Here is a 25,195-nt window from a genome sequence, read left to right on the forward strand (position 1 = left end):
TTAATTAATTGGTAAAACATTACTCGGATTAATTGGTTTTCCATCTAAACGAACTTGAAATTCCAACATGGTTTGCGTTGTCCCGCTACTGCCCATTTCTGCAATTTTTTGACCAGCTGTTACATTTTGTCCACTTTGTACCAATAACTTGCTGTTATGTGCATACGCACTGATATAACCATTAATATGTTTAATTAAAATCAGTTGCCCATACTCAGGTAAACCATCAGCAGCATACATCACCTGACCATCGGCAGCGGCCAATACAGCATCACCCATTTGCCCAGCAAAACGAACCCCTTTAACATTTTTATCTAAATCAAAAGTATGTAGTACTGCACCTGCGCTTGGACGGACCCATTTTAGACCTGTGTTACTATTAGTAGAGACCGCCGGTGTCACGGGCGCGGTTGGCTGTGGCTTGGGTTGGGTCTGTACTGTTGTGGTCGTTTGACTTGGCAGTGCAATACTTTGACGCTGAATTGGCGCTGCTTGTGCCACCGCTTGGGTGGTGGTGGTGCGTTTAGCACCTGTATTTTTTAAACGAATCGATTGCCCCACATAAATCTTATAAGGTGCTGCAATATCGTTCATAGCGGCAATACTTTCATAACTTAAGCCATAACGCCCAGCAATACCACTTAAAGTATCGCCTGAACGTACCGTATAAAAATCTGGTGCCACTGCATAACGTGCTGTGTTATTAATTTGTGGTTTAGATGCACATCCTGTCAATACTGCCACCGAAACCAGCGCTGTGGATAACAACACCTGTTTAACTAAGGCGTTTGGCTTTGTAAGCATGCGAGATTGAAGGACTGACATAAATAAAACTCTCCACAACATCTATTTTTGATTGTGGCTAAGACTAGCAAAAAAATTACGCTATCGCTGTTGCCACGGCTTTTTATCACAAAGTTATAACATTCAAGTTCAATGTGAACCAAATTGTTGATATAAATCCGGCAAAACTGTGTAATTGGTCGCATCCATTTGAATTGGGGTAATGCTGACATAGCCATTTTGAATAGCCGCAAAATCTGAACCAATTTCACCCAGTTCAGCTTTGGCTTCCGTAACTGCTTCGCCTGATAATCCAATCCAAAACACTTGCCGACCGCGCGGGTCCACTTGACTGGTGATCGGTTTCGATAAATGTTTACGGCCTTGATAGGTGATCTTTTGCCCTTTAAGTACAGCCACATCTGGAATATTAATATTAAAAATATGCCGTGGCGGTAATTCAGGCACGCCTTGAGCAATAAAATCATGCACCCACTGTGCAGCCTGCTGATAATCTTCAGGCTTTAAATAACTGCGTACATTAGCACCCGCGAGCGACACGGCGATGGCTGGCTGCTTCATTAAACGCCCTTCAAACGCTGCACCAACTGTGCCTGAGTACAAAACGTCATCGCCTAAGTTAGCACCACTATTAATACCACTGACCACCAAATCAAATTCAAAATCAAATAACCCGTTCATTGATAAGTAGACACAGTCCGCAGGTGTACCATTGACCGCCCATACATCTGGAGAAATTTCTACAGGACGTAAAGGACGATCTAAAGTCAGCGCTGAAGAAAAACCACTACGCTCCGCTTCAGGTGCGACCACCACCACGCGCCCCAATGGTTTAAGTGCTTGTGCCAAGGCTATAATACCCGGTGCAAAAACCCCATCATCATTGGCAATCAAAATGTTCATGTTGTTATCCTTAAAATCAATACACTCTTACAGGCTTATTCTAAATATCGCGCAGTTTTAAGTACTTTGCCATTAGCTTAAAGCAAGGTGTTTATATTTTTTAGTATTTTACTGACCTTTATCTGGTTTTTGCTGTCTTTTGCACATTTTATTGGCAAGTTATATTTACTTTTTCGCAAAATTTAAGCTAAAAAGCACAAAAAACAAGCATGTTTTTTGTCTGCTATTTCAGCTCACTGTATTTAAATGTATTAAGGAGAATGATGGTGCGTTATTTGGCGCTGTGTTTAACCGCTGTTTTTGCTGTATCTAGTCCTGTGGCCATTGCTCAAGACACTAATCACGAAGTTACTCCAACCCAGTATGTCACTGAAGAAGAATTAGCTGCCCTCTTTGTATTATCTGAAATCTGCCCAAACTTGGTCGATAATCCCTCGGCCTTTGAGCAAGGCTATCAAAACTTTGTGCAGTCCTATTTACCTGAGCTTAAGCAACCCCTAGTCGCCTTAAAACATTTTGCTCAACAAACGCAATCTGCACCGATTTTGCTCGAAGCCCAACAAGATGCCAAACAAGCGGGCACTGTGAAAAACCGCGAAATCTGTCAAGAACTGACGACTTATCACAAATAACACAAAATGCTTACAATATCTTGAGAATCAGGGCTCTTCCCCCATAGCAGTTGTTAGAACTTTGTCCTAGAATGCTAGGCTCATTGTGCTTACCTCAAGATATTGGAACCATCTAGAATGACCCGTAAAAGTGCCCTTGCTGCATTCTTGCTCTTGCCTAGTTTTTCTTATGCAGCAACTGTGTTATCAGCACCACCAGAACTCAATAACAAATCTTATGTTTTGATGGACTATGAAACAGGTCAAATCCTTGCTTCAAAAAATGAAAATGAAAAATTAGCACCAGCATCAATGACCAAAATGATGACCAGCTTCATCATTGAACAAAAGTTATTAAAAGGCGAACTCACGGAAGACGAAAAAGTTCGTATGAATGAATCGGCTTGGTGCCGTGGTAGCAGTACAGAATCGTGTATGTATGTGCCTTTAAACGGTACAGCAACAGTTTTGGAAATGCTGCGCGGCATTATTGTGCAATCGGGTAATGACGCATCAAAAGCCATGGCAGAACATATTGCTGGTAATGAAGGCACCTTCGTTCATATGATGAATGAAGAAGCCAAACGTATCGGTATGAGCAATACCCAGTTTGTAAACTCAACTGGTATGCCAGCAGATGGACATTATTCGACTGCCAAAGATATGGCGACGCTTGCGCAACATATTATCCATGACAGCTCGAAATACTATCCAATTTATTCAGAAAAAGAGTTTAGCTTTAATGGGATCAAACAAGGTAACCGTAACGCCCTACTTTATACTGACCCAAGTGTGGATGGTTTAAAAACTGGTCATACCGAAGAAGCAGGTTACTGCTTAACCACCTCAGCTAAACGTGGCCCAATGCGTTTAATTTCAGTGATTTTTGGTGCACCGACCATGCAGGAACGTGCCTCACAAACCCGTAACTTATTGGCATGGGGCTATGCCAACTTTGAAACCGTCAAAGTACAACCTGCCAACCAAGTCTTAGCCAAAGCTAAAGTTTGGTATGGTAAGAGTGCTGAAGCTGAAATTGGTTTAGCTGAAAACTTTAACGTTACCATGCCTAAAGGTCAGGCCAATGCGATTAAAACTCAGCTTGTGGTCCAACCTAAACTCACAGCACCTTTAACCAAAGGTCAAGTAGTCGGTAAATACGTTGCCTCTTTAGATGGCAAAGTCATTGCAGAAAAGCCACTTGTGGCATTAAAAGACGTTGAAGAAGCAGGCTTCTTTGCACGTATGTTAGATCACATTAAACAGTTCTTTAGCAACTTGTTTTAATTGATTAATATCTTTTAAAAAGCATGCTTTCGAGCGTGCTTTTTTTAGCCTTAAAATAATCGTGAGAAAAATATGTCTAAAAATATACATCCTTATTTAAATACTCAGCCTGTGCTTGCTCCAAGCTGTTACATCGATGCCATGTCTGTTGTGATTGGAGATGTCGAATTGGCTGAGAATGTTTCTGTGTGGCCATTTGCCTGTATCCGTGGTGATGTCAATCATATTCGAATTGGCAAAAATTCCAATGTTCAAGACCATGCGATGCTGCACGTCAGCCATAAAAAAGCAGATAAACCTGAAGGTTCCCCCCTGATTATTGGTGAGGATGTCACGATTGGTCATCATGTGACTTTACATGGCTGCACAATTGGCAATCGGGTTTTAATTGGCATTAATACAGTGGTGTTAGATGACGTGATCATTGAAGATGATGTGATGATTGGCGCAGGCTCCTTAGTACCACCGGGTAAACGACTCGAAAGCGGTTATTTGTATGTAGGTAGTCCAGTCAAACAAGTACGCGCTTTAACTGAAAAAGAACGTAATTTTTTACCATATTCGGCACAAAATTATGTCAAGGTATCACGCCATTATATCGAACAAGCTTAAATCACCTAAAAGCTGGGCCTATAGGGCTCAGTTTTGCCAGCAAATCTGAGTTTATCAACCTTTTAGCAACCTCTAGATGCTCAGCATAGTTGAGAAAAAGCAACATTAGACTGCTGTTTTTATAGATTAAAAATATATTTATTTAATTTAGTTAATATTTAACAGCAACTTATTTTTAACTTTTTACGTTAAAATTTACCCATCTAGACAACAAATCTTGTCTGAGCATAGCCAAGCTATGAGAAATTGCGTAGAATATGGCTTTTATTCCATGGTGCTTTGCGATGACTGCTTGGACTGCGCATGTGACTGTTGCCACCGTTGTTGAACAAGACGGAAAGTTCCTGTTTGTTGAAGAACATACAGAAGGCGTGACACATACCGTATTTAACCAACCCGCAGGCCACGTTGAAGCAGGCGAAACCATTATGGACGCCGCTATTCGTGAAACCTTGGAAGAAACTGGCTATCGCGTGAGTATTGAATCACTGCTTGGCATCTACACCTATACCCCACCGCTGTTCCCTGATCGTACCTATTATCGCTTTTGCTTTTTAGGCAAAGTGCTTGAGCATTTTCCTGATGCCAAACTCGATACAGGCATTGTTGGTGCAGTATGGATGAGCTTAGATGAACTCCAAGAGACTGCACGTGCCCGTAGTCCATTGGTGATTAAAGCTGTACAAGATGCAAAAGCCGGCAAGTCGTATCCTTTATCGCTCCTTTATGAGCACCAAAACTCTCCCTTAATTTCAAATTTGGATGCCTAATCCTATGCAACAACGTGTCATCGTCGGTATGTCTGGTGGTGTAGACTCCTCTGTGTCTGCTGCCCTTCTACTTCAACAAGGTTATCAAGTTGAAGGCTTGTTCATGAAGAACTGGGAAGAAGATGATGGTACGGAATATTGCACGGCCATGGACGATCTTGCCGACGCACAAGCCGTTTGCGACAAAATTGGGATTAAATTACATACAGCCAATTTTGCTATGGAATATTGGGATCGTGTCTTTGAGCATTTCCTAGCAGAATATGCCGCAGGTCGCACCCCAAATCCCGATATTTTATGTAATAAAGAAATTAAATTCCGTGCCTTTTTAGATCATGCTATTCACTTAGGCGCAGACTTTATTGCCACAGGTCACTATTGCCGCCGTGGTGAAACCCGTACCAATTCACGTGGTGAACAATATGCACCGCTATTACGTGGTGTCGATCAAAACAAAGATCAAACCTATTTCTTACATGCGGTACATGGTCGTGAAATTAATAAGACTTTGTTTCCTGTGGGGGAAATTGAAAAGCCACAAGTGCGCAAAATCGCTGAAGAACTCGATTTAGTCACTGCCAAGAAAAAAGATTCAACCGGTATTTGCTTTATTGGTGAACGTCGTTTTAATGACTTCTTACAACAATATCTCCCTGCACAGCCGGGTAAAATTGTCTTAGAAGACGGTACTGAAATTGGCGAACATCACGGCTTGATGTACTACACCTTAGGTCAACGTGGTGGTATTGGTATTGGCGGCTTGAAAGGTGCAGCTGAAGGTGCTTGGTTTGTTTTATATAAAGATATTCCGGGTAATCGTTTAGTGGTGGGTCAAGGTCATGAGCATCCACTGATGCAAAGCACCATGTTATGGTCACAAGCGATTGATTGGGTGGCAGGCGAACAAGACATCCCTGCTACGGGTTTACGTTGCACGGCCAAAACCCGTTATCGTCAACCTGACCAAGATTGCACGGTATTTAAGGATGAAAACTTTGCCGAGGGCGTACGGGTTGAATTTGATGAACCTCAACGTGCCGTAACCCCAGGACAAAGCGTGGTATTTTACTTAGGTGAAGAATGCTTAGGGGGTGGTGTGATTCACCACACCAATGCACCAACGCCTGCATTTGTATAAAGGATATTGAGATGGCTGGCTTTCCTTTTCAGCAGTCGACCACGTTAACGCCACGGCAAAATCGTGCCTTGGCTTTGGCGGGGGTATTTCAAGCCACGCAGCTGACACATATGACCGCCTTAGGCGGTCGACAGAGTATGGGCGAAAGTGGTTTGTTTTATTTCGAACAGTTAATTAAAGCCAGCCTCAATATTCGACCAAGCCAAGGCAATAGCCAACAGACCTTAGATTTTTTTCATCAATTGGCCGATGTCTCCTTGGGACTGAAATCTTTTGAAAATTGTTTAACTCAACCTTTTAGCAGCGCACCTAAATCTAGACTCCCTAAATTGGCCAACACTAAATTGCCAATGAGCTATGCAATGGCCTTGTTGCATTTAGAGAAGAAAGTCTACGCCAACCCTGAATTTGTTCACACCATTGCCCAGTCTCAGCAAAAAATATTAAAACAGCTGTCCTTCTTTGATCATAATTATTCCCATCCCAGCATTATTGCCAATCTTGCCCAAACCTATGTCGAAACCGCAGGCTCCATTAATCCACGCATTATGGTGCGCGGTAATGCCGAAGCCTTTAAAGATGCAGCACATACCAACCGTATTCGTGCCTCATTATTTACCGGTTTACAAATGGCACATTTATGGCGCGAATTAGGTGGCAGCTCATGGGATTTTGTGTTCTTTGGCAAGCGCAAGCTTGTACGCGATATTCAAGATCTCGCCCGCCTACAATATCAGGTGGCGACGTGATGTTTATGTCAGAATTTTTTACGTTTCATTCCAAAGTTTAAGGAATTGCTATGAACGCTTTAACTGCACTTTCTCCATTAGATGGACGCTATGCGAGCAAATGTGATGCTCTACGTCCTTTTCTTTCTGAGTTTGGTTTAATCCATGCTCGTGTGACTGTTGAAGTGCGTTGGTTACAAGCGCTTGCGAACCGTCCAGAAATTACGGAAGTTCCAGCGTTTTCTAACGAAACAAATGCTGCACTGGATGCAATCGTGGCAAATTTCTCAGAAGAGAATGCCAACCGCATTAAAGAAATTGAACGTACCACTAACCACGATGTGAAAGCGGTTGAATATTTCTTAAAAGAACAAATCGCTGATATTGAAGAGTTAAAGAATGCGGGTGAATTCATTCACTTTGCATGTACTTCTGAAGACATCAACAACTTGTCTCACGCCTTAATGCTTAAAAATGGTCGTGAAGTATTGCTTGCAGCGATGCAACAAATCATTGATGCGATTGTTGAACTTGCTGAAAAACATGCAGAACAACCGATGTTGTCACGCACCCATGGTCAAACAGCAAGCCCAACCACATTGGGTAAAGAAATGGCGAACGTGGCTTACCGTCTTGCACGTCAAATCAAACAATTTAAAAATGTTGAACTTCTAGGCAAAATTAATGGTGCTGTTGGTAACTACAACGCACACTATTCTGCTTACCCAGACATCAACTGGCCTGCACATTCGCAAGCATTTGTAGAGTCTTTAGGTTTAGAATTTAACCCGTACACCACGCAAATTGAGCCACATGACTACATGGCGGAACTTTTTGACGCGTTACGTCGTTTTAATACTATCTTAATCGACTTTAACCGTGACGTTTGGGGCTACATCTCTTTAGGCTTCTTCAAACAACGTTTAAAAGAAGGCGAAGTCGGTTCGTCTACTATGCCGCATAAAGTCAATCCAATTGACTTTGAAAACTCTGAAGGTAACTTAGGTATTGCCAATGCAGTGCTTGCGCACCTTGGTGAGAAACTTCCTGTATCGCGCTGGCAGCGTGACTTAACCGACTCAACTGTTCTTCGTAACATGGGTGTTGGTTTTGCACAAAGCTTAATCGCGTTTGAAGCTTGCTCTAAAGGTATTGCTAAACTTGAACTCAATGCTGACCGTATTTTAGAAGATCTAGATAATGCTCAAGAAGTATTGGCTGAACCAATTCAAACTGTAATGCGTCGTTATGCAGTTGAAAAACCATACGAGAAACTAAAAGCGCTGACGCGTGGTCAAGCAATGACACGTGACATGATGGTGAGCTTTGTAAACGGCGATGAATTACAAGCAGTTCCTGCTGAAGATCGTGCCCGTTTAGCCGAAATGACACCTGCAACCTATACCGGTAATGCAGCGGATCAAGCCAAACAAATTCAAGCTTTAATTGCTAAAATTTAATCTATGATCTTAAAAAAGCGGCGTTTAAACGCCGCTTTTTTGATGTGTCAAATATAACTTTGCGCTTGTAACAAACTGTCATCTTGTTGCCATGTTGTGCTGATCAGCACAGGCTCAATCGCTACTTCAGCTGTCATCACAGCTGTTTGCTCACCCAATAAGGCTGCTAGAATCGGTTCAACCGTATCATTCTGGTTTTCATCTAAAAGCAAGCCTTGCGCCAGTGTATGGGCTGTATTAAAAGCCAAACTTTCATCTATCGCCAAGCTGACACTGACTGTGTCCTCTTCAGTTTCCTCAACCTCAGGCACGGCTACTTCAATCACGCTAAATTTAAAAGTATCACTCATGGCACTGGTGTTGCCACTGGCATCCATCTGACTAAAAGTAAAGCTATGTGCACCTAAACTTAGATCGAAATCAGGGGTATAGGTCCATGTGCCATCCGTTTTTACTTTGACTGTGGTAATGGCAATACCATGATCATAAATGGTTAAAGTGGCATTGGCTTCACCGCGTCCGCTAAACTGTGGACGTGCATCGTCAGTTTGCGTATTTTGGCTGATATTACCTTTTTGCTCCCCTATATCATCTGCCACAATTAAGGTAGTTAAACTTACCTTGGCCGGTGCAATGGTATCTTTGCGGCCAATCACTTGCGTGGCAAGTGACTGATTATTGGCAGCATCAGTTGCATAGACATTGGCGCTACTATTATTCAGCAATGGAGTATTGAGCGTAATACTAAATTTACCTTCACTGTCGGCTTGCGCTGAACCGATTGTAGTTTCTTGGCCATTACTGACGATGGTAATTTTAATTTTGCTGTTTGGCTCTGCAGTACCTGTCACGATTGTACCTTCTGCGTTAATACTGGCTTTTACTGCTTCAGGCGCTAAGGTATCAAGGCTTGGTTTCAAAGTAATAGCATCACTGCCATTGCCAGCAGCGTCTTTGACCACAAGCGTCGTGCTGCTTTGATCAGTTAGGGCTGGATTAAGATTGAGCTCAAAATAGCCTTGACTATTGGCACTCGTACTCGCCAGCACTTGGCCTTTGTCATTATGAATCTCAATGCGGCTATTGGCTTCTGCATAGCCTTTCACTTGGTTACCTACGCTATTCACTTCAAGCTTTGCTACAGCCGGTGCTAAAGTATCTTGTCCCACAATCACAGTACTTTGTGGTGATTGATTACCCGCTGCATCTTGGGCAATGACTTTCGCCTGCGTATCTTTTGCTAAAGCTGGCGTTATGCTTAAAGAGAATGACCCATCTGAGCCAGCGGTGACTGGACCTGCCAATAAAGTCTTTCCATCCGCAGTGTAAAGATTGACTTTACTGCCAGCCTCAGCACGTCCCGACACGATACTACCTGCCTCATTAAATTGGGCTTCTGGTGCTTTGGGTGCAATGGTGTCTTTGCTGCCAGTCACAGCCACAAGACTGGATTGATTGCCGGCAGCATCTTTAGCATAAATACCAACGCGTTCACCATCGGTGACATCACGTTTTAATTGAATACTGTAGTTGCCATTGGCATCGGCAGTGGCTTCACCAATAATATTATTTTGTAGATCTACCACATAAACTTTGGCTTTGGCTTCGGTTTTACCGCTAATGACTTTTCCTGCAGCATCAATTGTCGCTGTTGGGGTGGCAGGCGCGGTAATATCTTTAGGTCGATCACTGTCATCATCATTTTTAAATGCAGTTAAGTAGATTGCTTCAATACCCAGTACCACCAAGGCAGGTTTGACCCACGATTTTTCATACCATGCTGGATTGGCCACGGGCTCTTCAGCCACAACCGTGGTGGGTTGAGTATTCACCCACGTTTGACTGCTGGCCAATTCGGTTAAATGTTGAATCGGGTTATACTGAATCACTTTTCCTTTGCCATCAAATTCAACCAGATCAAATTGTCCATCTTGATTAGGGAATACTAGGCTGTGTGGCGTTGAGCCATCAGCATGAAAGAACTGCTCAAGGGTAATTTTTTCGCCATTATTTAAAGTCACAATCAGTTTGTTGCCTGCACGTACAATACTGGCAATATCATCGCGGCTATGACTAATTTGGATGATGGATGCTTGATTCAGTGCCACCAATTGAGTATCAGTATTATGTAAGGTGGCTAAGTTTTCTTTATTTAAAACGACGATAATCGCCATAGAGTCCTCAAAATTTTCAATAGCATCATGCTAAAGGCTCTAACTTAACAAAAGCCTAAAAACCCGACAACGCTTAAAACAAAAAAACCAGCAACATGCTGGTTTTTTTATGTATCGAGGCTTTAAAGCTTAGGATCACGCAGCTGAACCAAATGACTATTCGCTTGAGATAAGGTCTCTAGTACCTTGTTGACCACACTTGGCACCAAACCTTGAGCCATCTGTGCTGCTTGCAAGCCCAGCTTTTCCCCTAGGGTTGGTTTTTTACGGGTATGAATACAATACACATCATGTTGATCGAGTAAGCTGAGTAAATATTCATCAGAGGTTTTTAATTCATCCACCAATTTTAAATCTAAAGCATCCTGCCCATACCAATGTTCACCAGTTGCTACCTGTTCTACATTGAGCTGATTACGATACTTCTCAACAAAGTGTTTAAACAGAGCATGCGTTTGTTGTAACTCTTGTTCAAATTTAGCTTTACCCTCTTGCGTGTTTTCGCCAAACATGGTGACAGTACGTTTATACTCGCCTGCGGTATACAGTTCAAAATCAATATTGTGCTCTTTGAGTAACCGGTTAAAGTTCGGCACTTGTGCGACGACCCCAATCGAACCCACCACCGCAAACGGTGCAGAGATAATTTGATTGGCAATACAGGCCATCATATAACCACCACTGGCCGCGACTTTATCTACGCAAATGGTCAAATGAAAACCTGCTTCACGTAAACGCACCAATTGTGCTGCTGCTAAACCATAACCATGCACCATTCCGCCTGGGCTTTCTAAACGCAATACCACGCGATCACGTCCAGCTTCTGCTGTCGCTAAAATTAAGGTAATTTCTTCACGTAAACTTTCTACTGCTGAGGCTGCTGTGTCACCACTAAAATCAAGGACATAGACTTTTTCATTGTTCTTTTTACGCGCACGCGCTTCTTTAGAGAGCTGCTGATTAAACTGTAATAGTTCCAATTTAGATGCCGTCATTTGCGCAATTTTTTTACGTTGTTGATTAACACGCGCATTTAAGTGGCTAATGGAAATTTCGGCAGGAACCTTAGGTACATGAAATAGCATACATCTCTCGTATAATTTTTTGTTCCTTAAGAACATGAGGTCAAATTAAACAAAATTCAATGTTTTTTACAAATAAAAAAGAGCCCGTAGGCTCTTTTTGATCACGCAGCTTTTAACCAAAACGTCCAGTGATATACGCTTCTGTTAACTGATGATCAGGCTGAGTAAAGACTTTTTCAGTTGAGTTCACTTCAATTAAATCACCCAAATGGAAGTAAGCCGTACGATCTGAGACACGCGCTGCTTGTTGCATCGAGTGCGTTACAATAGCAATGGTATATTGGTTAGAGAGTTCAGAAATTAACTCTTCTACTTTCGCTGTCGCAATTGGATCGAGTGCCGAACATGGTTCATCCATTAAGATCACTTCAGGAGAAACCGCAATAGTACGTGCAATACATAAACGCTGTTGCTGACCACCTGATAAGCCTGTTCCCGGCTGATTGAGACGATCTTTGACTTCATCCCAAAGGCCGGCTTTACGTAGACTGCTTTCGACGATTTCTTCTAGATCGTATTTATCACGTGCTAAACCATGTAATTTAGGACCATAGGCGACGTTATCAAAGATCGACTTTGGAAACGGGTTAGGCTTTTGGAACACCATACCCACTTGAGCACGCAACAACACCACATCCAAATTAGGATCATAAATGTCTTGATTGTCGAGCATGACCTTACCTGTCACACGGCAACTATCAATGGTATCATTCATACGGTTTAAGGTACGTAAAAAGGTTGATTTACCACAGCCCGATGGGCCAATAAAGGCAATCACTTCATTTTCATAAATGCTTAAGTCAATGCCTTTAATTGCTTCAGTTTCGCCATAATAAACATGTACATCAGATGCACTGAGTTTGACATTTTTGGCTGCCTGTTCTGCTTGTGTCGCAGGTGTAGCATGCACTTGAAAGGCGTGGTGTGGCGACGTCGTTTGCTGTTCAGTCACAGGATTCACATTATCCAATACAGTATTCATCAATTTTATCCTCAATTACCAACGCACTTCGAATTTTTTACGTAACCAGATCGCAAAAGCATTTAGGCTGAGCATCAGGGCCAATAATACAATGATCGCCGCAGCGGTACGCCCTTCAAAGAAATTACGTAATTCATTGCCTTGCCATAAGAAAATTTGAACTGGCAATGCGGTGGATTGATCAAATGGAGTAGCAGGCACACTTGCAACAAAGGCGCTCATACCAATTAAAAGGAGTGGTGCTGTTTCACCTAATGCTTGTGCAACACCAATAATAGCACCAGTTAAGATACCAGGTAGCGCCAGCGGTAAGACATGGTGAAATACGGTTTGGACTTTCGATGCACCAAGACCTAAAGCCGCTTGACGAATCGATGGTGGCACCGCTTTTAATGAAGCACGTGTGGTAATAATCACCGTAGGCAAGGTCATTAAACTTAACACTAAACCACCCACAAATGGCGCTGACAGCGGCAAATGCATCCAACCAATAAAGATCGCAGCACCCAGTAAACCAAAGACAATAGAAGGTACAGCGGCTAGGTTGTTAATATTGACTTCAATAATATCTGTCAAAACATTTTTAGGTGCGAATTCTTCTAAATAAATGGCAGATGCCACACCAATTGGAATCGAGATAAAAATCACGATTAACATCATAAATAGCGAGCCCATAAAGGCACCTGCTAAACCTGAGGTTGCAGGTGAACTGCGTGAGTCCGCACTATAGAAGATGTTGGTATTAAAGCTGCTCTCAAGCACACCTTTGGCTTTTAAATCATCGGCCAATTGGCGTAGCTCAGGGCTTAATTGTTGCTGCGCATCAGGTAATGAACGATCAATGTTACCAGCCAACCAAACATCTACATTGGCATCAGCCAGTAAATTAATCTCTTTGGTTTGCCCAATTAAGCTTGGATCTTTAAACACCATGTCACGAATGCGATAGGCTTCTGAACTGGTATACAGACTCGACAATTGATCACGATAATTGGTTAAACTTGGATCTTTAGCAATCATCGCATTGACGATTAAAGCATCCCAATCCACCATGCCCATTTGGGTTTGCCATGCAATATAACGCTGCTCATATTGTGCCGGTGTTTCACCTGCAGCTGCGGTTGGTTTAGGTCCAGCATCAATCACTTGACGATCAAAGGTGATTGGTAAAGTCATGCTGGTTTGCCAAAATGCAGGCAAACCTTTGGCTAAAATGCTACTAAATAGCAACGCAACAAAGAACAGACCAGCCATGACCGCCATAAAGCCTGAAGCTTTAAAGATTTTTTCTTTACGATGGCGTTTAGCAAGTGAACTGGCAATTTTAAGCTTACGTTGTTCACGGGCACCTGCCGCGGCCTTAGCATCAAACTCAGGCACAGTGGTGGATGGATTTGATGTACTCATTCGTATTGCTCGCGATATTTACGCACGATATACAGTGCAATGATGTTGAGACCTAAGGTAATCACAAATAAAGTTAAACCTAAGGCAAAAGCGACGAGTGCTTGTGGGCTGGCAAAATCAGTATCGCCAGTCAACTGGTTGACAATGGTAATAGTAACGGTCGAGATCGCTTCTAAAGGATTGGCATGCAATAATGGGCTATTACCTGCGGCTAACACCACAATCATGGTTTCGCCAATGGCACGTGAGGCTGCCAATAAAAATGCCCCAATAATACCCGGTAAAGCTGCCGGCAATACCACTTGACGAATCGTTTCCGATTTGGTGGCACCTAAGCCTAAAGAACCATCACGCAGTGCACGCGGCACTTGGGTAATAATGTCATCTGAGAGGGATGAGACAAATGGGATGATCATAATCCCCATTACAAAACCTGCGGTTAAAGCACTGGTGGCATTAATTTCTAAACCAATACTTGCCCCTATAGCTTTAATAAATGGGCCCATCACCACTAAAGCAAACACACCATAAACGATGGTTGGGATACCCGCTAACACTTCAATGGCAGGTTTGGCCCAAGATCGAAATTGTGGTGAAGCATATTCGGCTAAATAAATTGCAATCATGAGGCCAACAGGTACAGCAACTAATAGTGCAATACCACTGACCATCAGTGTGCCCCATAACAGTGGCAAGAGACCATATTGACCATCAGCTGAACCTGAGGTACTAAAACCTGGGTTCCACTGAGTACCAAAGAAAAAGTCGAAAGGACTAACAAAGCTAAAAAAGCGCATCGCTTCGCTGAACATTGACATGACAATGCCAATGGTGGTTAGGATTGCAACACCAGAACACAGTGCGAGTGCAATATTGACCACTTTTTCAACTTGATTACGGGCACGGTAGTGCTGGCTTAAACGTTTTTTAGCGATTAATAAACCAGCAATTGCCGCAGTTAACACCACTGCACATTTGGCAAAGGTGGCAATGCTGGCCATTTTTGCCAGTTGTGCTGCCGCGGCCAATTCATAACTTGCCGCTTGATTACTTACCCCAAAGCCTGAAGCAATGGCTTGTACGCGATCCATCAACACGCTCATGCCTGCTGGATCTAAACCTGCAGCAATATCAGCAGGTACATTGTTTAACACCACATGGCGTAAAATACTCGGTTCAATGAGGTTCCATAGCAATAAAATGATGATCGCAGGGATACCACACCATAAGGCCACCAATGCCCCGTAATAACCTGGGCGAGAATGTAGCATCGCCGAGTTATTGCCTTGACCTGCTAAATGACGACTTTTGCGTAAACCAATTTGATAAGCAATGGCAATCAAAGCTAGTAATACGCCTATAAGCAGCAGATTCATGTCTTCTCCAGCATTTTTTTCAATGACTTGAAAAAAGATTGCAAAAAAGCCAAGTACGCTTTGAGGCGACTTGGCGGTTTTGTGATATCAATTATTGCACTGCTTGACCAGCTTTAAAGTTAGCCAAGATTTGAGCACGCTCTGCATCCGACAAAGCAATTAAACCTGCTTTTTCAAGCTTTGAACCTTTGCCTGATACTTTGGCATTTAAGAAGTATTCAGTAAATTGACTTAAGCCTTGAATCGACTTTAAGTGTTCACCCTTCACATAAAAGTAAAGTGGACGTGATACTGCATAAGCGCCATTTAAAATGGTCTTTTCAGACGGTACCACATTATTTACTGTTGCTACACGTAGCTTGTCACGGTTTTGATCATAGAAACCTAAACCAAATACACCTACAGCGCTTGGTGATGTCGTTAAACGTGCTAAAGTTTCAGTATAGTCACCTGAAATCTCAACCACACGTCCATCTTTACGGAAGGTCGTACACGCTTTTTTATGTGCATCTTTGTCTAAAGACTTGATTGCAGCATAGGCGTTACAGCCTGCATCAACCATCTTTTCTTGGAACACTTCACGCGTACCATGATTCGATGCCGGAATTACCAAGGTAATCGGTTCATTTGGTAAAGTTTTATCAATTTGGTTCCAATGTGTATACGGGTTCGCCACCATCTTACCTTTAGATGGCAACTCAGCAGCTAGTGCAGCAAACACATGATAAGGCTTTAATTTATATTCACTTTTTTTAGAATTTGAGGCAAAGACAATGCCGTCATAACCAATTTTAATTTCTAAAACTTGATTTACACCAGCTTGTTTACAGCTCGCAAGCTCAGTGTCTTTAATTTTGCGCGATGAGTTCGCAATATCAATAGTATTGTCACCAACACCATTACAAAATTGCTTTAAACCACCTGATGAACCACCAGAACCCACTACAGGGGCTTTAAACTGGGGAAAGGTATGTCCAAACTCTTCTGCCACAATACTTGAATATGGCAAAACTGTTGAAGAACCAGCAATTTGAATTGTGTCTCGTGCTGCATTGGCAGTCGTTGCTGCCAAAGTACCTGCTGCCAGTGCGATAGCAATGTGAGTTAAGCGCATTCTCATCTCTCTTGATTAGCCCGAAAGTACAGCACTAGAATTGTTAAGTTGTGTACTTTTTTCGATAGAAGCATTTTGATTTTAAAATATGACAGATAAGTGACAAGTAGATGACGCTTTGATGATATTTAACTTTCAGCGTTATGCTTTAATATTTAAAATTTTAGATAATTTATCTTTATTTACAATATCTTATATATTTATCTTAGCAAATTTAACCCCTTATCTCTTTAAAAATATGAAATAAATATATGACTTCAACTTAGCTTGTGACATAAAAAAAGCACCCCACGGGGTGCTTTTTTTCATTGCTTCAATCTTAAGATTTAGTCAATTGGTGGTGTATAAGTGCCATCTGCGATTGGGCCTTTGATACGATCAGCTTCGCTAAGCACAAGTGCAAGCAAGTTTTTCACGTTGTCTAAAGTTGCAACAGGGCTTAAAGTCGTCATTTTCAGCGATTGAACTTGACCAACTTTAGTCACACCAATATTGGCTTCACCACGAGCAAATAGCTCATCTGCAACGTTCTGGTTTAAGGTATCAAGTAATTCTGTTGGGTAACCCTCAGGAATTACACGGAATAATACCGATGCAAACTGTGGATCTACCAGCATTTCTAAACCATCAGTTGCAGTAATATAATCTGCAACTTCACGTGTTAAAGTCACACCGTGGTCGATCATTGAACCATAAAGCTCTTCGCCCAATGCTTCAACAGTCATCCACAATTTTAACGCATCAAAACGACGTGTGGTTTGTAATGACTTAGACACTAAGTTAGGTACGCCATGCTCTTCATCATACGCTGAGTTTAAGTACTCTGCTTCATAATGCATGAAACGATAGTTCGCTTCATCTTTGAGCAAGAATGCGCCACAAGAAATGGTTTGGAAGTAATGCTTATGGAAATCAAGTGTTACCGAATCCGATAATTCGATTCCAGCCAACATATCACGGTGATCATTCGACAGAATTAAAGCACCACCCCAGGCTGCGTCGATGTGCATCCACGCGCCATATTTGTTGGTGATTTCACGTACTTTATGCAATGGATCAATCGCACCAGCATCAGTAGTACCCGCAGTTGCAACCACACACGCCACGATCTTGCCTTCTGCTTGAAGGTGAGCCATGGTTTTCTCAAGTGCGTCCATGTCCATACGTGCGTTTTCATCAACAGGAACAGTCACTACCGATTGGAAGCCCATCCCCATCATCGCCATGTTCTTTTGCACAGAGAAATGCGCATTTTCAGAACAGATGACTTTAACATTACGCATTGCTTCCGCTGGCACGCCATCACGCTGAACAGACCACGGATTGCCGTTTTCGTCTTTCCAGTTTTTTGCGATACATGCATCACGTGCAAGAAGCACACCCATCAGGTTAGACTGGGTACCGCCAGAAGTGAACACACCAGCTTGGCCTGCACCATAACCCACTTTTTGACGTAGCCAGTCAATCAGCTGAACTTCCATCAAAGAACCCGCTGGGCTTTGATCCCATGAGTCCATAGATTGGTTGGTTGCGTTAATCAGCACTTCCGCGATTTGGCTTGTTACCATCGTAGGACAATGCAAATGCGCGAGTGAGTGTGGGTGATGTACTTTTAAGCTTTTATTTAAGAAAAGCTCAACCATACGATCAAGAGACTTTTGTACACCTAAGCCTTCTTTAGAAGGATTAAATGCAATCGCGCTACGTAGCTCTTTGATGCTACCGCCCGTGTACATTTTGTCGTCTTGTAACCATGCTGCAACTGCTTGAGTTGCTTGTTCCATTGCCGACGTATAGTCAGCAATAGATGCAGCATCATTACAGAGCAACGCTTTACGATGTTCTGCAAAATCAACCATTATTACGCGCCTCGAACAGCAACTAGAGCTTCAGCAAGAGCTTTCTTGAAGCGAACAATCACTTCAACACATTCTTCTTGAGTGATGATCAATGGGCAAAGTAAACGGATTACTGTACCGTTACGACCGCCTTTTTCAAGCAACAATTGGTTATTGAAACAAGCCGTTTGAATTGCCGCAGCTAATTGAGAATCAGCAGGTAAAGAACCCATATGATCCGCAGCTTTACGCTCGTCTACAATTTCAACACCGATCATTAAGCCACGGCCACGAACGTTACCGATACATGGGAATTCCGCTGCTAATTTTTTCAATTCAGCTTGTAGATAATCACCACGCTCTTGCGCGTTTTGTGCCAAGTTTTGCTCTTTAATGGTTTTGATCGTTGCAAGACCTGTACCCATCGCCAATTGGTTACCACGGAATGTACCCGTGTGACCTGCTGGCTGCCAAGCATCAAACTTACGTTTAATACCAAGTACTGCAAGTGGTAAGCTACCACCTACTGCTTTAGACATCACCACAACATCAGGTTCGATACCCGCATGTTCAAAGGCAAACATTTTACCTGAACGTGCAAAGCCCGCTTGAACTTCATCAAGAATAAGGACAATGTTGTGCTTTTCAGTCACTTCACGGATTTTCTTTAACCATTTTACTGGTGCTGTTACCACACCGCCTTCACCTTGAATCGCTTCAAGAATCACAGCTGCTGGCTTAGTTACACCGCTTTCAACATCTTCAATGAAGTTTTCAAAGAAGTAAGTTAAAGCATCTACACCCGCTTCACCGCCAAGACCCAATGGGCAACGGTATTCGTGTGGGTAAGGCATAAACTGAACGCCCGGCATTAAACCATTCACAGCATTTTTTGCAGACAAGTTACCTGTCATTGCCAATGAACCGTGTGTCATACCGTGGTAACCGCCAGAGAAGCTAATCACTGAACTACGACCTGTAAAGGTTTTTGCAAGTTTAATCGCCGCTTCTGTACCATCTGCACCAGATGGACCACAGAACTGTAAGCAATATTCTTCTTTGCCACCAGGTAATTGCTCAAGTAACGCTTCAGTAAACGCATCTTTTAAAGGTGTGGTTAAATCCAAAGTATGTAATGGTAGACCACTTGCAAGTGTGTCTTGAATACTTTGAATCACTGCAGGGTGATTATGGCCCAAAGCCAAGGTACCCGCCCCAGCTAAACAATCAAGGTACTGTGTACCTTCAACATCGGTAACCCAACAACCTTGTGCTTTCGCTATCGCAAGTGGAAGTTTACGTGGATAACTACGCACATTCGATTCCATCTGACTTTGGCGAGTCAAGTAGTATTCGTTTGTGGAATTGGTGGCAGGATTTACTGAAGTAACGCTCATATCGAATTACCATCTCTGATATGGGTTGAAAGAAATAAGTCTGGTGACTTTTGGTCCTTTGACTCGGTGCTTTATAGGTTCTAGTTAGAGTTTTGTGCATGGTGATGCAATTGCTAACTAGAGGGCGGATGATACAGATTTTAAAAAAAAAATAAATAACTTTTAGTCTTTAATCGTGACTAGATGCATGAAAAAAAACAATCACATGTATCAACGACTTAAATTATCATCTCACATTATGACAGTTGAAAGAAATCCCTAGCGATGGATGAATATTTTTTTTGCGACTCAATTGGGAGTTAAAAGACCGACTCAACCACTTTAAGCTTTTGTTTTATAAAATCTTATTAAAATAATCCAAGATGCATAATGAGTTTAAATCTTTACATTCTTACCACAAATTACGCCATAATTTTCCTCAAAGCAATTTTAATATTCACTGCAGTACGAAAATGGATGATGGTAAAAATGATGATGAAAAAATGGGTGATTTTTAGCCTTGTGGCAAGCTTACCTTTGGCGACCTTGCATGCAGAACCGCTCAATTATAATGTGGTAAATTTACAAGCTGAGGCTGAACGTCAAGTGGCTAATGACGAAATGCATGCCGTGTTATATGTGGAAAAATCCCATAAACAACCCAATCAACTGGCCACTCAAATCAATAGCGCCATGAATTTAGCTTTGGCACAGGCCAAAAAATATCCGCATGTCAATATTGAAACTGGTGCACAAAGCACTTACCCAATTTATGATCCTGATAATCGTAAATTAAAAGAGTGGCGTGGACGCAGTGAACTACGTTTACAAAGTACTGATTTTAAAGCCATGAGCCAACTGATTAGCGAGTTGCAATCCGAGTTACAAACTGGCGCGATTAATTTTGCAGTCTCTGAGCAACTGCGTCAAAAAGTTGAGAATGAGTTAATCTTAGAAGCTTCTAAAAACTTTCAACAACGTGCTGACACCATGCGTAAAGCATGGCAAAAAACAGGCTATCAATTGGTGAGCTTAAACATAAATACCAACAATTATGGCGCACCCATGCCACGTATGGCAATGATGGCCAAAGCCTCGAGTGATGGCGTGCCTGAACAAACAGTTGCCGCAGGTGAATCTAAGATTAGCGTGAGTGCCAATGGCAGTATTCAATTTAAATAAGGCATAAAAAATCCCGCTCGAAGGCGGGATTTTTTTAAATTGATATTAGTAAATCGCCATATGGTTACGATGAATCATCTCTAGCGAGCGTGCTTCACCTAACACTTGGTAGACTTTATCTGAGGCTAAACCTTTAACAATTTCAGCCGAACGCGAACTAAAGTTCACCCGTCCTACTGCAATACGATGGCCTTGGGCATCGACACATTCCACCACATCACCGCGCTCAAAATGCCCTTCCACAGCTTTGACACCAACAGGCAATAAACTACGATGATTGTCTTTAATGGCTTTAATGGCACCATCATCAATCACCAAACGACCTGCGGTTTGTAAATGTGCGGCTAACCATTGCTGATGTGCCGTGACACGATCATCATCGGTAATAAATAATGTGCCAAGCATTTCACCCGCCATTAAACGTGACAATACTGCGTCACTATCACCGCTGGCAATTAAAGTTGGACAACCTGATTTAGCCGCTAAACGTGCAGCACGAACTTTGGTCAGCATACCACCACGACCAAACTTCCCGCCACCGCCTGCCATATCAAACAGACTCTCATCCATCGCACGTACTGTAGTAAACAGTTTGGCATTTGGGTTAGAACGCGGATCTGCGTCAAACATGCCTTCTTGATCGGTTAAAATAATCAACAAATCAGCATGCACTTGACCTGCAACCATGGCAGCAAGTGTGTCATTGTCACCAAAGCGAATTTCATCGGTAGATACGGTGTCATTTTCATTGATGACCGGAATCACACGCCAATCAATCAAATGCTGTAAGGCATCACATGAATTAAGGTAACGACGACGATCAGCTAGGTCATCATGGGTCAATAGCACTTGCGCGCTACGAATTTCATGTTGTTCAAGAACACTCGACCAGGTTTGAATCAAACCCATTTGACCAATGGCGGCACAGGCCTGAAGACTCGGTAAATCTGTGGGTCGGCTGTCAAGCTTCATACGCACCATCCCTTCAGCCACAGCACCTGATGACACCAAAATAATTTCGTGTCCAGCATTGTGTAGATCTGCGATTTGTCCCGCCCAATGCGAGATAGCATCTAGATCTAAACCCTGCCCGTTTGCTGTGAGTAAAGATGATCCGATTTTTACAACGATTCGTTTGCAATCCTTGAGCTGACGTTGCCCATCTACCACTTCTATCATCTTGTCCTCAGACTTGTTTTACCAGTTAGCGTACGTAGTACACTTCCACATCATTATCTTCATCGTCTTCGTCATCTTCATCATCGCCCAAAATACCAGCAAGACGTTGTTGACGACGCATTTCGCGATACGCTTCTTTCGCAGCAATGGTTTGCTCACGTGTTTCAGCTTCAAGCTGATCACGGAAGGCTTTCATTTCGGCTGCATAATCAGGATCTTCAACTTCACGTTCACGTTGTGATTCGATTTGATCCATCAGGTAGTACACAACGTCTTTGGTGCCTTCAAAGGTTAGACCTGACGTTTTAAAGACAGGACCTGTCCACTGCATTTCTGCAAGTAAATGGTCACACCATTCATCACGGGTATCACTTGCCAATTGATCGACTTTGTTAAGTACCAATACAATTGGTAATTTCGACAACGTTGGGGAGAATTTCTCAAGCTCATTTAAAATCGCTTTCGCGTTATAAGCAGGATCAGAACCATCAATTGGTTGAACATCTACAATGTGTAATAAGATACGGGTACGTGCAAGGTGTTTTAGGAAACGAATACCAAGACCTGCACCGTCTGATGCACCTTCGATCAGACCCGGAATATCCGCCATCACAAATGAACGATGACTATCGGCATCTACTACACCTAAGTTAGGGACCATGGTGGTAAATGGATAATCTGCCACTTTTGGTTTTGCTGCAGATACCGCACGGATAAAGGTTGATTTACCCGCATTTGGCATACCCAGTAAGCCAACATCCGCCAATACTTTTAATTCCAGACGAATTTCACGGAATTCGCCTTTAAAACCATGCGTACATTTACGTGGAGAACGGTTAGTCGATGATTTAAAGTGTGTATTACCTAAACCACCATCACCACCTTGTGCCACGATTACGCTTTGACCACTTTGTACTAAGTCGCCAATAATGTCACCAGATTCGGTATCAACAATGGTCGTGCCTACTGGCACATAAAGCACTACAGATTCACCACCGCGACCAGCACAGTTTGCGCCACGACCGTTTTTACCGCGCTCGGCACGGAATCGACGGGTATAACGATAATCTACGAGGGTACTGGTGTTTTCGTCAGCTTGAATAATGACATTACCGCCACGACCACCGTCACCACCATCTGGACCACCAAATGGTACGAATTTTTCACGGCGAAAACTGGCTACGCCATTGCCACCGTCGCCAGCCTCTACGGTAATGACTGCTTCATCAACAAAGCGCATATTGCCAATCCTCTAAAAACTTTAAAACCGCCTATTCTGCCATATTTTAAAGAATTTCTCGAATAGATTTAAGCCAGAATGCAGGTATTTTGCATTTCGTTAATTTTTAAGTGCTGAAAGCCTAGCGAAACGCCCCTATTTTACCCCATCAGTTTGCTTGAATCATGTGGCTAGCAAAGAGCACCAGCCTCGTCATTGATTTCAACATAAAAAAAGCGCCTCAACTGAGACGCTTTTTTATTCTTACTTTACAACTTATGCAGTTTGTTCCGCAGGAATTTTAGGGTAGCTTACGCCGCCCATTTGTTCAGCAATACGTAATACTTGGCAGCTATAACCCACTTCGTTATCGTACCAAACATAAGCGGTTAAACGGTTACCTGAAGTGATTGTTGCTTGCGCATCAAATACACCTGCAGTGCGTGAACCGATAAAGTCAGATGATACAACTTCTGTCGAGTTGGTATAACCAATTTGACCTTGTAGGCTTGAATTGATTGAGATTTGGCGAATGTACTCATTCACTTCTTCACGATCCACTTCTTTGTCTAAAGTTAAGTTCAAAATCGCTAAAGATACGTTTGGTGTAGGAACACGTACAGAGTTACCTGTTAACTTACCTTTAAGTGCAGGAAGTGCTTTCGCAACTGCTTTCGCCGCGCCAGTTTCTGTAATCACCATGTTTAGTGTTGCAGCACGGCCACGACGGTCTGCTTTATGGTAGTTGTCGATTAAGTTCTGGTCGTTAGTGAACGAGTGAACTGTTTCAACGTGACCATTTAACACTTTGTATTTGTCTTCTAATACTTTAAGTGTTGGTGTAATCGCGTTAGTGGTGCAGCTTGCAGCAGAGATGATTTTGTCTTCATCTAAGATGTCTGCTTGGTTCACACCAAATACCACGTTCTTCATGTCACCTTTACCAGGTGCAGTTAAGATCACGCGAGCAGCGCCTGGGCATTCTAAGTGCTGAGCAAGACCTTCAGCATCACGCCATTTACCTGTGTTATCAATGATTAATGCATCGTTGATACCGTAAGCTGTGTAATCTACTTCAGATGGTTTACCCGCATAAATCACTTTGATGAATTGACCGTTGGCAATAATTGCTTCGTTTTCTTCATCTACAGAAATTGTGCCAGCAAATGGACCATGGATTGAGTCACGGCGTAATAAAGACGCACGTTTTTCTAAATCGCCATCTGCAGTTTTACGTACCACAATTGCTTTTAGGTTTAAGCCACGACCAAGACCAGATTGGCTGATCATCAAGCGTGCAAGGATACGACCGATACGACCGAAACCATAAAGTACAACGTCTTTGCCTTCTACAGCAGTTGGACGACCTTCAGCTGCTTTAACTGCGTTTGCAACGAATGCATTCACGTCGCCGCCTTGCGCTGCAAATTCAACAGCAAGTTTACCTAGATCAATTTCAGCTGTACCGATGTTGTCTAACTTCGCCAATGCTTCAATGATTGGGAACGTATTAACAACAGAAAGTTCAACGTCAAGTACGCGAGTACGACGGTGTGCTTTTAAGATCTGGATCACAGAACGGTTAACTAAAGAACGACCGAATACTGAAACCACGATGTTTTTTTCACGGTATAACTGACCGATTAACGCGATCATTTGTTCCGCAAGTTCTTCACGGTTTTTCCAGCGACCTTGGTGCTCTGCATGTAGGGCGATGATAGTCTCTTTGCTCACAGATACGTCCTCTAATTAATTGTATATCTAGGCATAAATTTCAAAACCCGACAATTGTAATGGAATTCTGCCAAAGTTTGAATCAAAAGCTGCCTGTGCTTGCCTGATTTTGCGCTATATTCAGTATAAAATTGCAAAATAGTTGTAATTATTTTTATGATTTTGCTATTAAAAAGCAAAAAAACGTTATTTTTCAGTAAAATTTAAGCAGCGCTC

At 42.6% G+C, this 25,195-nt stretch carries 19 protein-coding genes and 2 pseudogenes; 8 read left to right on the plus strand and 13 right to left on the minus strand.

The annotated features are described in order from the left end of the window. Positions 1-825: a peptidoglycan DD-metalloendopeptidase family protein gene (locus tag AC5YCD_RS02545; RefSeq protein WP_496128556.1), complete on the minus strand. Its 825-nt coding sequence runs from the start codon at positions 823-825 to the stop codon at positions 1-3. Between the two features lie 108 nt (positions 826-933). Beyond that, the gene (gene surE, locus AC5YCD_RS02550; RefSeq protein ID WP_496128557.1) at positions 934-1,707 is read right to left on the minus strand and encodes a 5'/3'-nucleotidase SurE; all 774 of its coding nucleotides are present in this window, start codon (positions 1,705-1,707) and stop codon (positions 934-936) included. A gap of 263 nt (positions 1,708-1,970) precedes the next feature. On the opposite strand from surE, the gene AC5YCD_RS02555 reads away from it, so the two are divergent. The 7 genes from AC5YCD_RS02555 (at position 1,971) to purB (ending at position 8,313) form a co-directional block, all read left to right on the plus strand. Beyond that, a complete protein-coding gene (locus AC5YCD_RS02555) occupies positions 1,971-2,339 on the plus strand; it encodes an MCR_0457 family protein (protein WP_496128558.1) in 369 nt (122 codons plus the stop codon). Positions 2,340-2,456: 117 nt separating this feature from the next. After that, a complete protein-coding gene (gene dacC / locus AC5YCD_RS02560) occupies positions 2,457-3,605 on the plus strand; it encodes a D-alanyl-D-alanine carboxypeptidase PBP5/6 (RefSeq protein WP_496128559.1) in 1,149 nt (382 codons plus the stop codon). Positions 3,606-3,677: 72 nt separating this feature from the next. After that, positions 3,678-4,217, plus strand: coding sequence for a gamma carbonic anhydrase family protein (locus AC5YCD_RS02565; protein ID WP_496128560.1), 540 nt, complete (start codon positions 3,678-3,680; stop codon positions 4,215-4,217). 284 nt (positions 4,218-4,501) lie between these two features. Next, positions 4,502-4,987, plus strand: a complete 486-nt coding sequence (locus tag AC5YCD_RS02570) for an NUDIX hydrolase (protein WP_496128561.1) — start codon at positions 4,502-4,504, stop codon at positions 4,985-4,987. A 4-nt stretch (positions 4,988-4,991) separates the two neighbouring features. Then, positions 4,992-6,125: a tRNA 2-thiouridine(34) synthase MnmA gene (gene mnmA, locus AC5YCD_RS02575; RefSeq protein WP_496128562.1), complete on the plus strand. Its 1,134-nt coding sequence runs from the start codon at positions 4,992-4,994 to the stop codon at positions 6,123-6,125. An 11-nt stretch (positions 6,126-6,136) separates the two neighbouring features. Further along, positions 6,137-6,874, plus strand: a complete 738-nt coding sequence (hflD, locus tag AC5YCD_RS02580) for a high frequency lysogenization protein HflD (protein ID WP_496128563.1) — start codon at positions 6,137-6,139, stop codon at positions 6,872-6,874. Positions 6,875-6,924: 50 nt separating this feature from the next. Continuing rightward, entirely contained in the window at positions 6,925-8,313 is a 1,389-nt protein-coding gene (gene purB, locus AC5YCD_RS02585) for an adenylosuccinate lyase (RefSeq protein WP_496128564.1), read from the plus strand. A gap of 47 nt (positions 8,314-8,360) precedes the next feature. Here purB and AC5YCD_RS02590 read toward each other — a convergent pair whose 3' ends face one another. The 8 genes and pseudogenes from AC5YCD_RS02590 to AC5YCD_RS02625 form a co-directional block, all read right to left on the minus strand. Further along, positions 8,361-10,487, minus strand: a complete 2,127-nt coding sequence (locus AC5YCD_RS02590) for an Ig-like domain-containing protein (RefSeq protein WP_496128565.1) — start codon at positions 10,485-10,487, stop codon at positions 8,361-8,363. A gap of 122 nt (positions 10,488-10,609) precedes the next feature. Then, entirely contained in the window at positions 10,610-11,572 is a 963-nt protein-coding gene (gene sohB / locus AC5YCD_RS02595; RefSeq protein ID WP_496128566.1) for a protease SohB, read from the minus strand. A gap of 112 nt (positions 11,573-11,684) precedes the next feature. Then, positions 11,685-12,443 (minus strand): annotated as a pseudogene (gene pstB, locus AC5YCD_RS02600) (phosphate ABC transporter ATP-binding protein PstB); the annotation flags it as partial. Between the two features lie 126 nt (positions 12,444-12,569). Further along, the gene (pstA, locus tag AC5YCD_RS02605) at positions 12,570-13,961 is read right to left on the minus strand and encodes a phosphate ABC transporter permease PstA (RefSeq protein ID WP_496128567.1); all 1,392 of its coding nucleotides are present in this window, start codon (positions 13,959-13,961) and stop codon (positions 12,570-12,572) included. Continuing rightward, positions 13,958-15,337, minus strand: coding sequence for a phosphate ABC transporter permease subunit PstC (gene pstC / locus AC5YCD_RS02610; RefSeq protein WP_496128568.1), 1,380 nt, complete (start codon positions 15,335-15,337; stop codon positions 13,958-13,960). Before pstC ends, pstA begins: the two co-directional genes overlap by 4 nt. A gap of 91 nt (positions 15,338-15,428) precedes the next feature. Further along, entirely contained in the window at positions 15,429-16,451 is a 1,023-nt protein-coding gene (locus AC5YCD_RS02615; protein ID WP_496128569.1) for a substrate-binding domain-containing protein, read from the minus strand. 326 nt (positions 16,452-16,777) lie between these two features. Then, positions 16,778-18,310 (minus strand): pyridoxal phosphate-dependent decarboxylase family protein, encoded by a 1,533-nt coding sequence (locus tag AC5YCD_RS02620; RefSeq protein WP_496128571.1) that lies wholly within the window; start codon positions 18,308-18,310, stop codon positions 16,778-16,780. A 2-nt stretch (positions 18,311-18,312) separates the two neighbouring features. Further along, positions 18,313-19,686 (minus strand): diaminobutyrate--2-oxoglutarate transaminase, encoded by a 1,374-nt coding sequence (locus tag AC5YCD_RS02625; protein ID WP_496128572.1) that lies wholly within the window; start codon positions 19,684-19,686, stop codon positions 18,313-18,315. 540 nt (positions 19,687-20,226) lie between these two features. Between AC5YCD_RS02625 and AC5YCD_RS02630 the strand changes: the two are divergent. Further along, positions 20,227-20,847, plus strand: a pseudogene (locus AC5YCD_RS02630) (SIMPL domain-containing protein); the annotation flags it as partial. Positions 20,848-20,892: 45 nt separating this feature from the next. Here AC5YCD_RS02630 and proB read toward each other — a convergent pair. The 3 genes from proB to AC5YCD_RS02645 form a co-directional block, all read right to left on the minus strand. Next, on the minus strand, positions 20,893-22,026 hold the full coding sequence (gene proB / locus AC5YCD_RS02635) for a glutamate 5-kinase (protein WP_496128573.1): 1,134 nt from the start codon (positions 22,024-22,026) through the stop codon (positions 20,893-20,895). 25 nt (positions 22,027-22,051) lie between these two features. Beyond that, positions 22,052-23,266: an Obg family GTPase CgtA gene (gene cgtA, locus AC5YCD_RS02640; RefSeq protein ID WP_496128574.1), complete on the minus strand. Its 1,215-nt coding sequence runs from the start codon at positions 23,264-23,266 to the stop codon at positions 22,052-22,054. A gap of 255 nt (positions 23,267-23,521) precedes the next feature. Continuing rightward, positions 23,522-24,979: a glyceraldehyde-3-phosphate dehydrogenase gene (locus AC5YCD_RS02645; RefSeq protein WP_496128575.1), complete on the minus strand. Its 1,458-nt coding sequence runs from the start codon at positions 24,977-24,979 to the stop codon at positions 23,522-23,524. Between the last annotated feature and the right edge of the window lie 216 nt (positions 24,980-25,195).

The organism is Acinetobacter sp. CY05 (assembly GCF_059515805.1).

Excerpts from the sequence above, each read along its gene's own strand:
- pstC (WP_496128568.1), bottom strand. The coding sequence starts at position 15,337 with ATGAATCTGCTGCTTATAGGCGTATTACTAGCTTTGATTGCCATTGCT.
- mnmA (WP_496128562.1), top strand. The coding sequence starts at position 4,992 with ATGCAACAACGTGTCATCGTCGGTATGTCTGGTGGTGTAGACTCCTCT.
- purB (WP_496128564.1), top strand. The coding sequence starts at position 6,925 with ATGAACGCTTTAACTGCACTTTCTCCATTAGATGGACGCTATGCGAGC.
- pstA (WP_496128567.1), bottom strand. The coding sequence starts at position 13,961 with ATGAGTACATCAAATCCATCCACCACTGTGCCTGAGTTTGATGCTAAG.
- AC5YCD_RS02570 (WP_496128561.1), top strand. The coding sequence starts at position 4,502 with ATGACTGCTTGGACTGCGCATGTGACTGTTGCCACCGTTGTTGAACAA.
- cgtA (WP_496128574.1), bottom strand. The coding sequence starts at position 23,266 with ATGCGCTTTGTTGATGAAGCAGTCATTACCGTAGAGGCTGGCGACGGT.
- AC5YCD_RS02625 (WP_496128572.1), bottom strand. The coding sequence starts at position 19,686 with ATGAGCGTTACTTCAGTAAATCCTGCCACCAATTCCACAAACGAATAC.
- surE (WP_496128557.1), bottom strand. The coding sequence starts at position 1,707 with ATGAACATTTTGATTGCCAATGATGATGGGGTTTTTGCACCGGGTATT.
- proB (WP_496128573.1), bottom strand. The coding sequence starts at position 22,026 with ATGATAGAAGTGGTAGATGGGCAACGTCAGCTCAAGGATTGCAAACGA.
- AC5YCD_RS02615 (WP_496128569.1), bottom strand. The coding sequence starts at position 16,451 with ATGCGCTTAACTCACATTGCTATCGCACTGGCAGCAGGTACTTTGGCA.
- sohB (WP_496128566.1), bottom strand. The coding sequence starts at position 11,572 with ATGCTATTTCATGTACCTAAGGTTCCTGCCGAAATTTCCATTAGCCAC.
- dacC (WP_496128559.1), top strand. The coding sequence starts at position 2,457 with ATGACCCGTAAAAGTGCCCTTGCTGCATTCTTGCTCTTGCCTAGTTTT.
- AC5YCD_RS02555 (WP_496128558.1), top strand. The coding sequence starts at position 1,971 with ATGGTGCGTTATTTGGCGCTGTGTTTAACCGCTGTTTTTGCTGTATCT.
- AC5YCD_RS02620 (WP_496128571.1), bottom strand. The coding sequence starts at position 18,310 with ATGGTTGATTTTGCAGAACATCGTAAAGCGTTGCTCTGTAATGATGCT.
- AC5YCD_RS02565 (WP_496128560.1), top strand. The coding sequence starts at position 3,678 with ATGTCTAAAAATATACATCCTTATTTAAATACTCAGCCTGTGCTTGCT.
- AC5YCD_RS02590 (WP_496128565.1), bottom strand. The coding sequence starts at position 10,487 with ATGGCGATTATCGTCGTTTTAAATAAAGAAAACTTAGCCACCTTACAT.
- AC5YCD_RS02545 (WP_496128556.1), bottom strand. The coding sequence starts at position 825 with ATGTCAGTCCTTCAATCTCGCATGCTTACAAAGCCAAACGCCTTAGTT.
- hflD (WP_496128563.1), top strand. The coding sequence starts at position 6,137 with ATGGCTGGCTTTCCTTTTCAGCAGTCGACCACGTTAACGCCACGGCAA.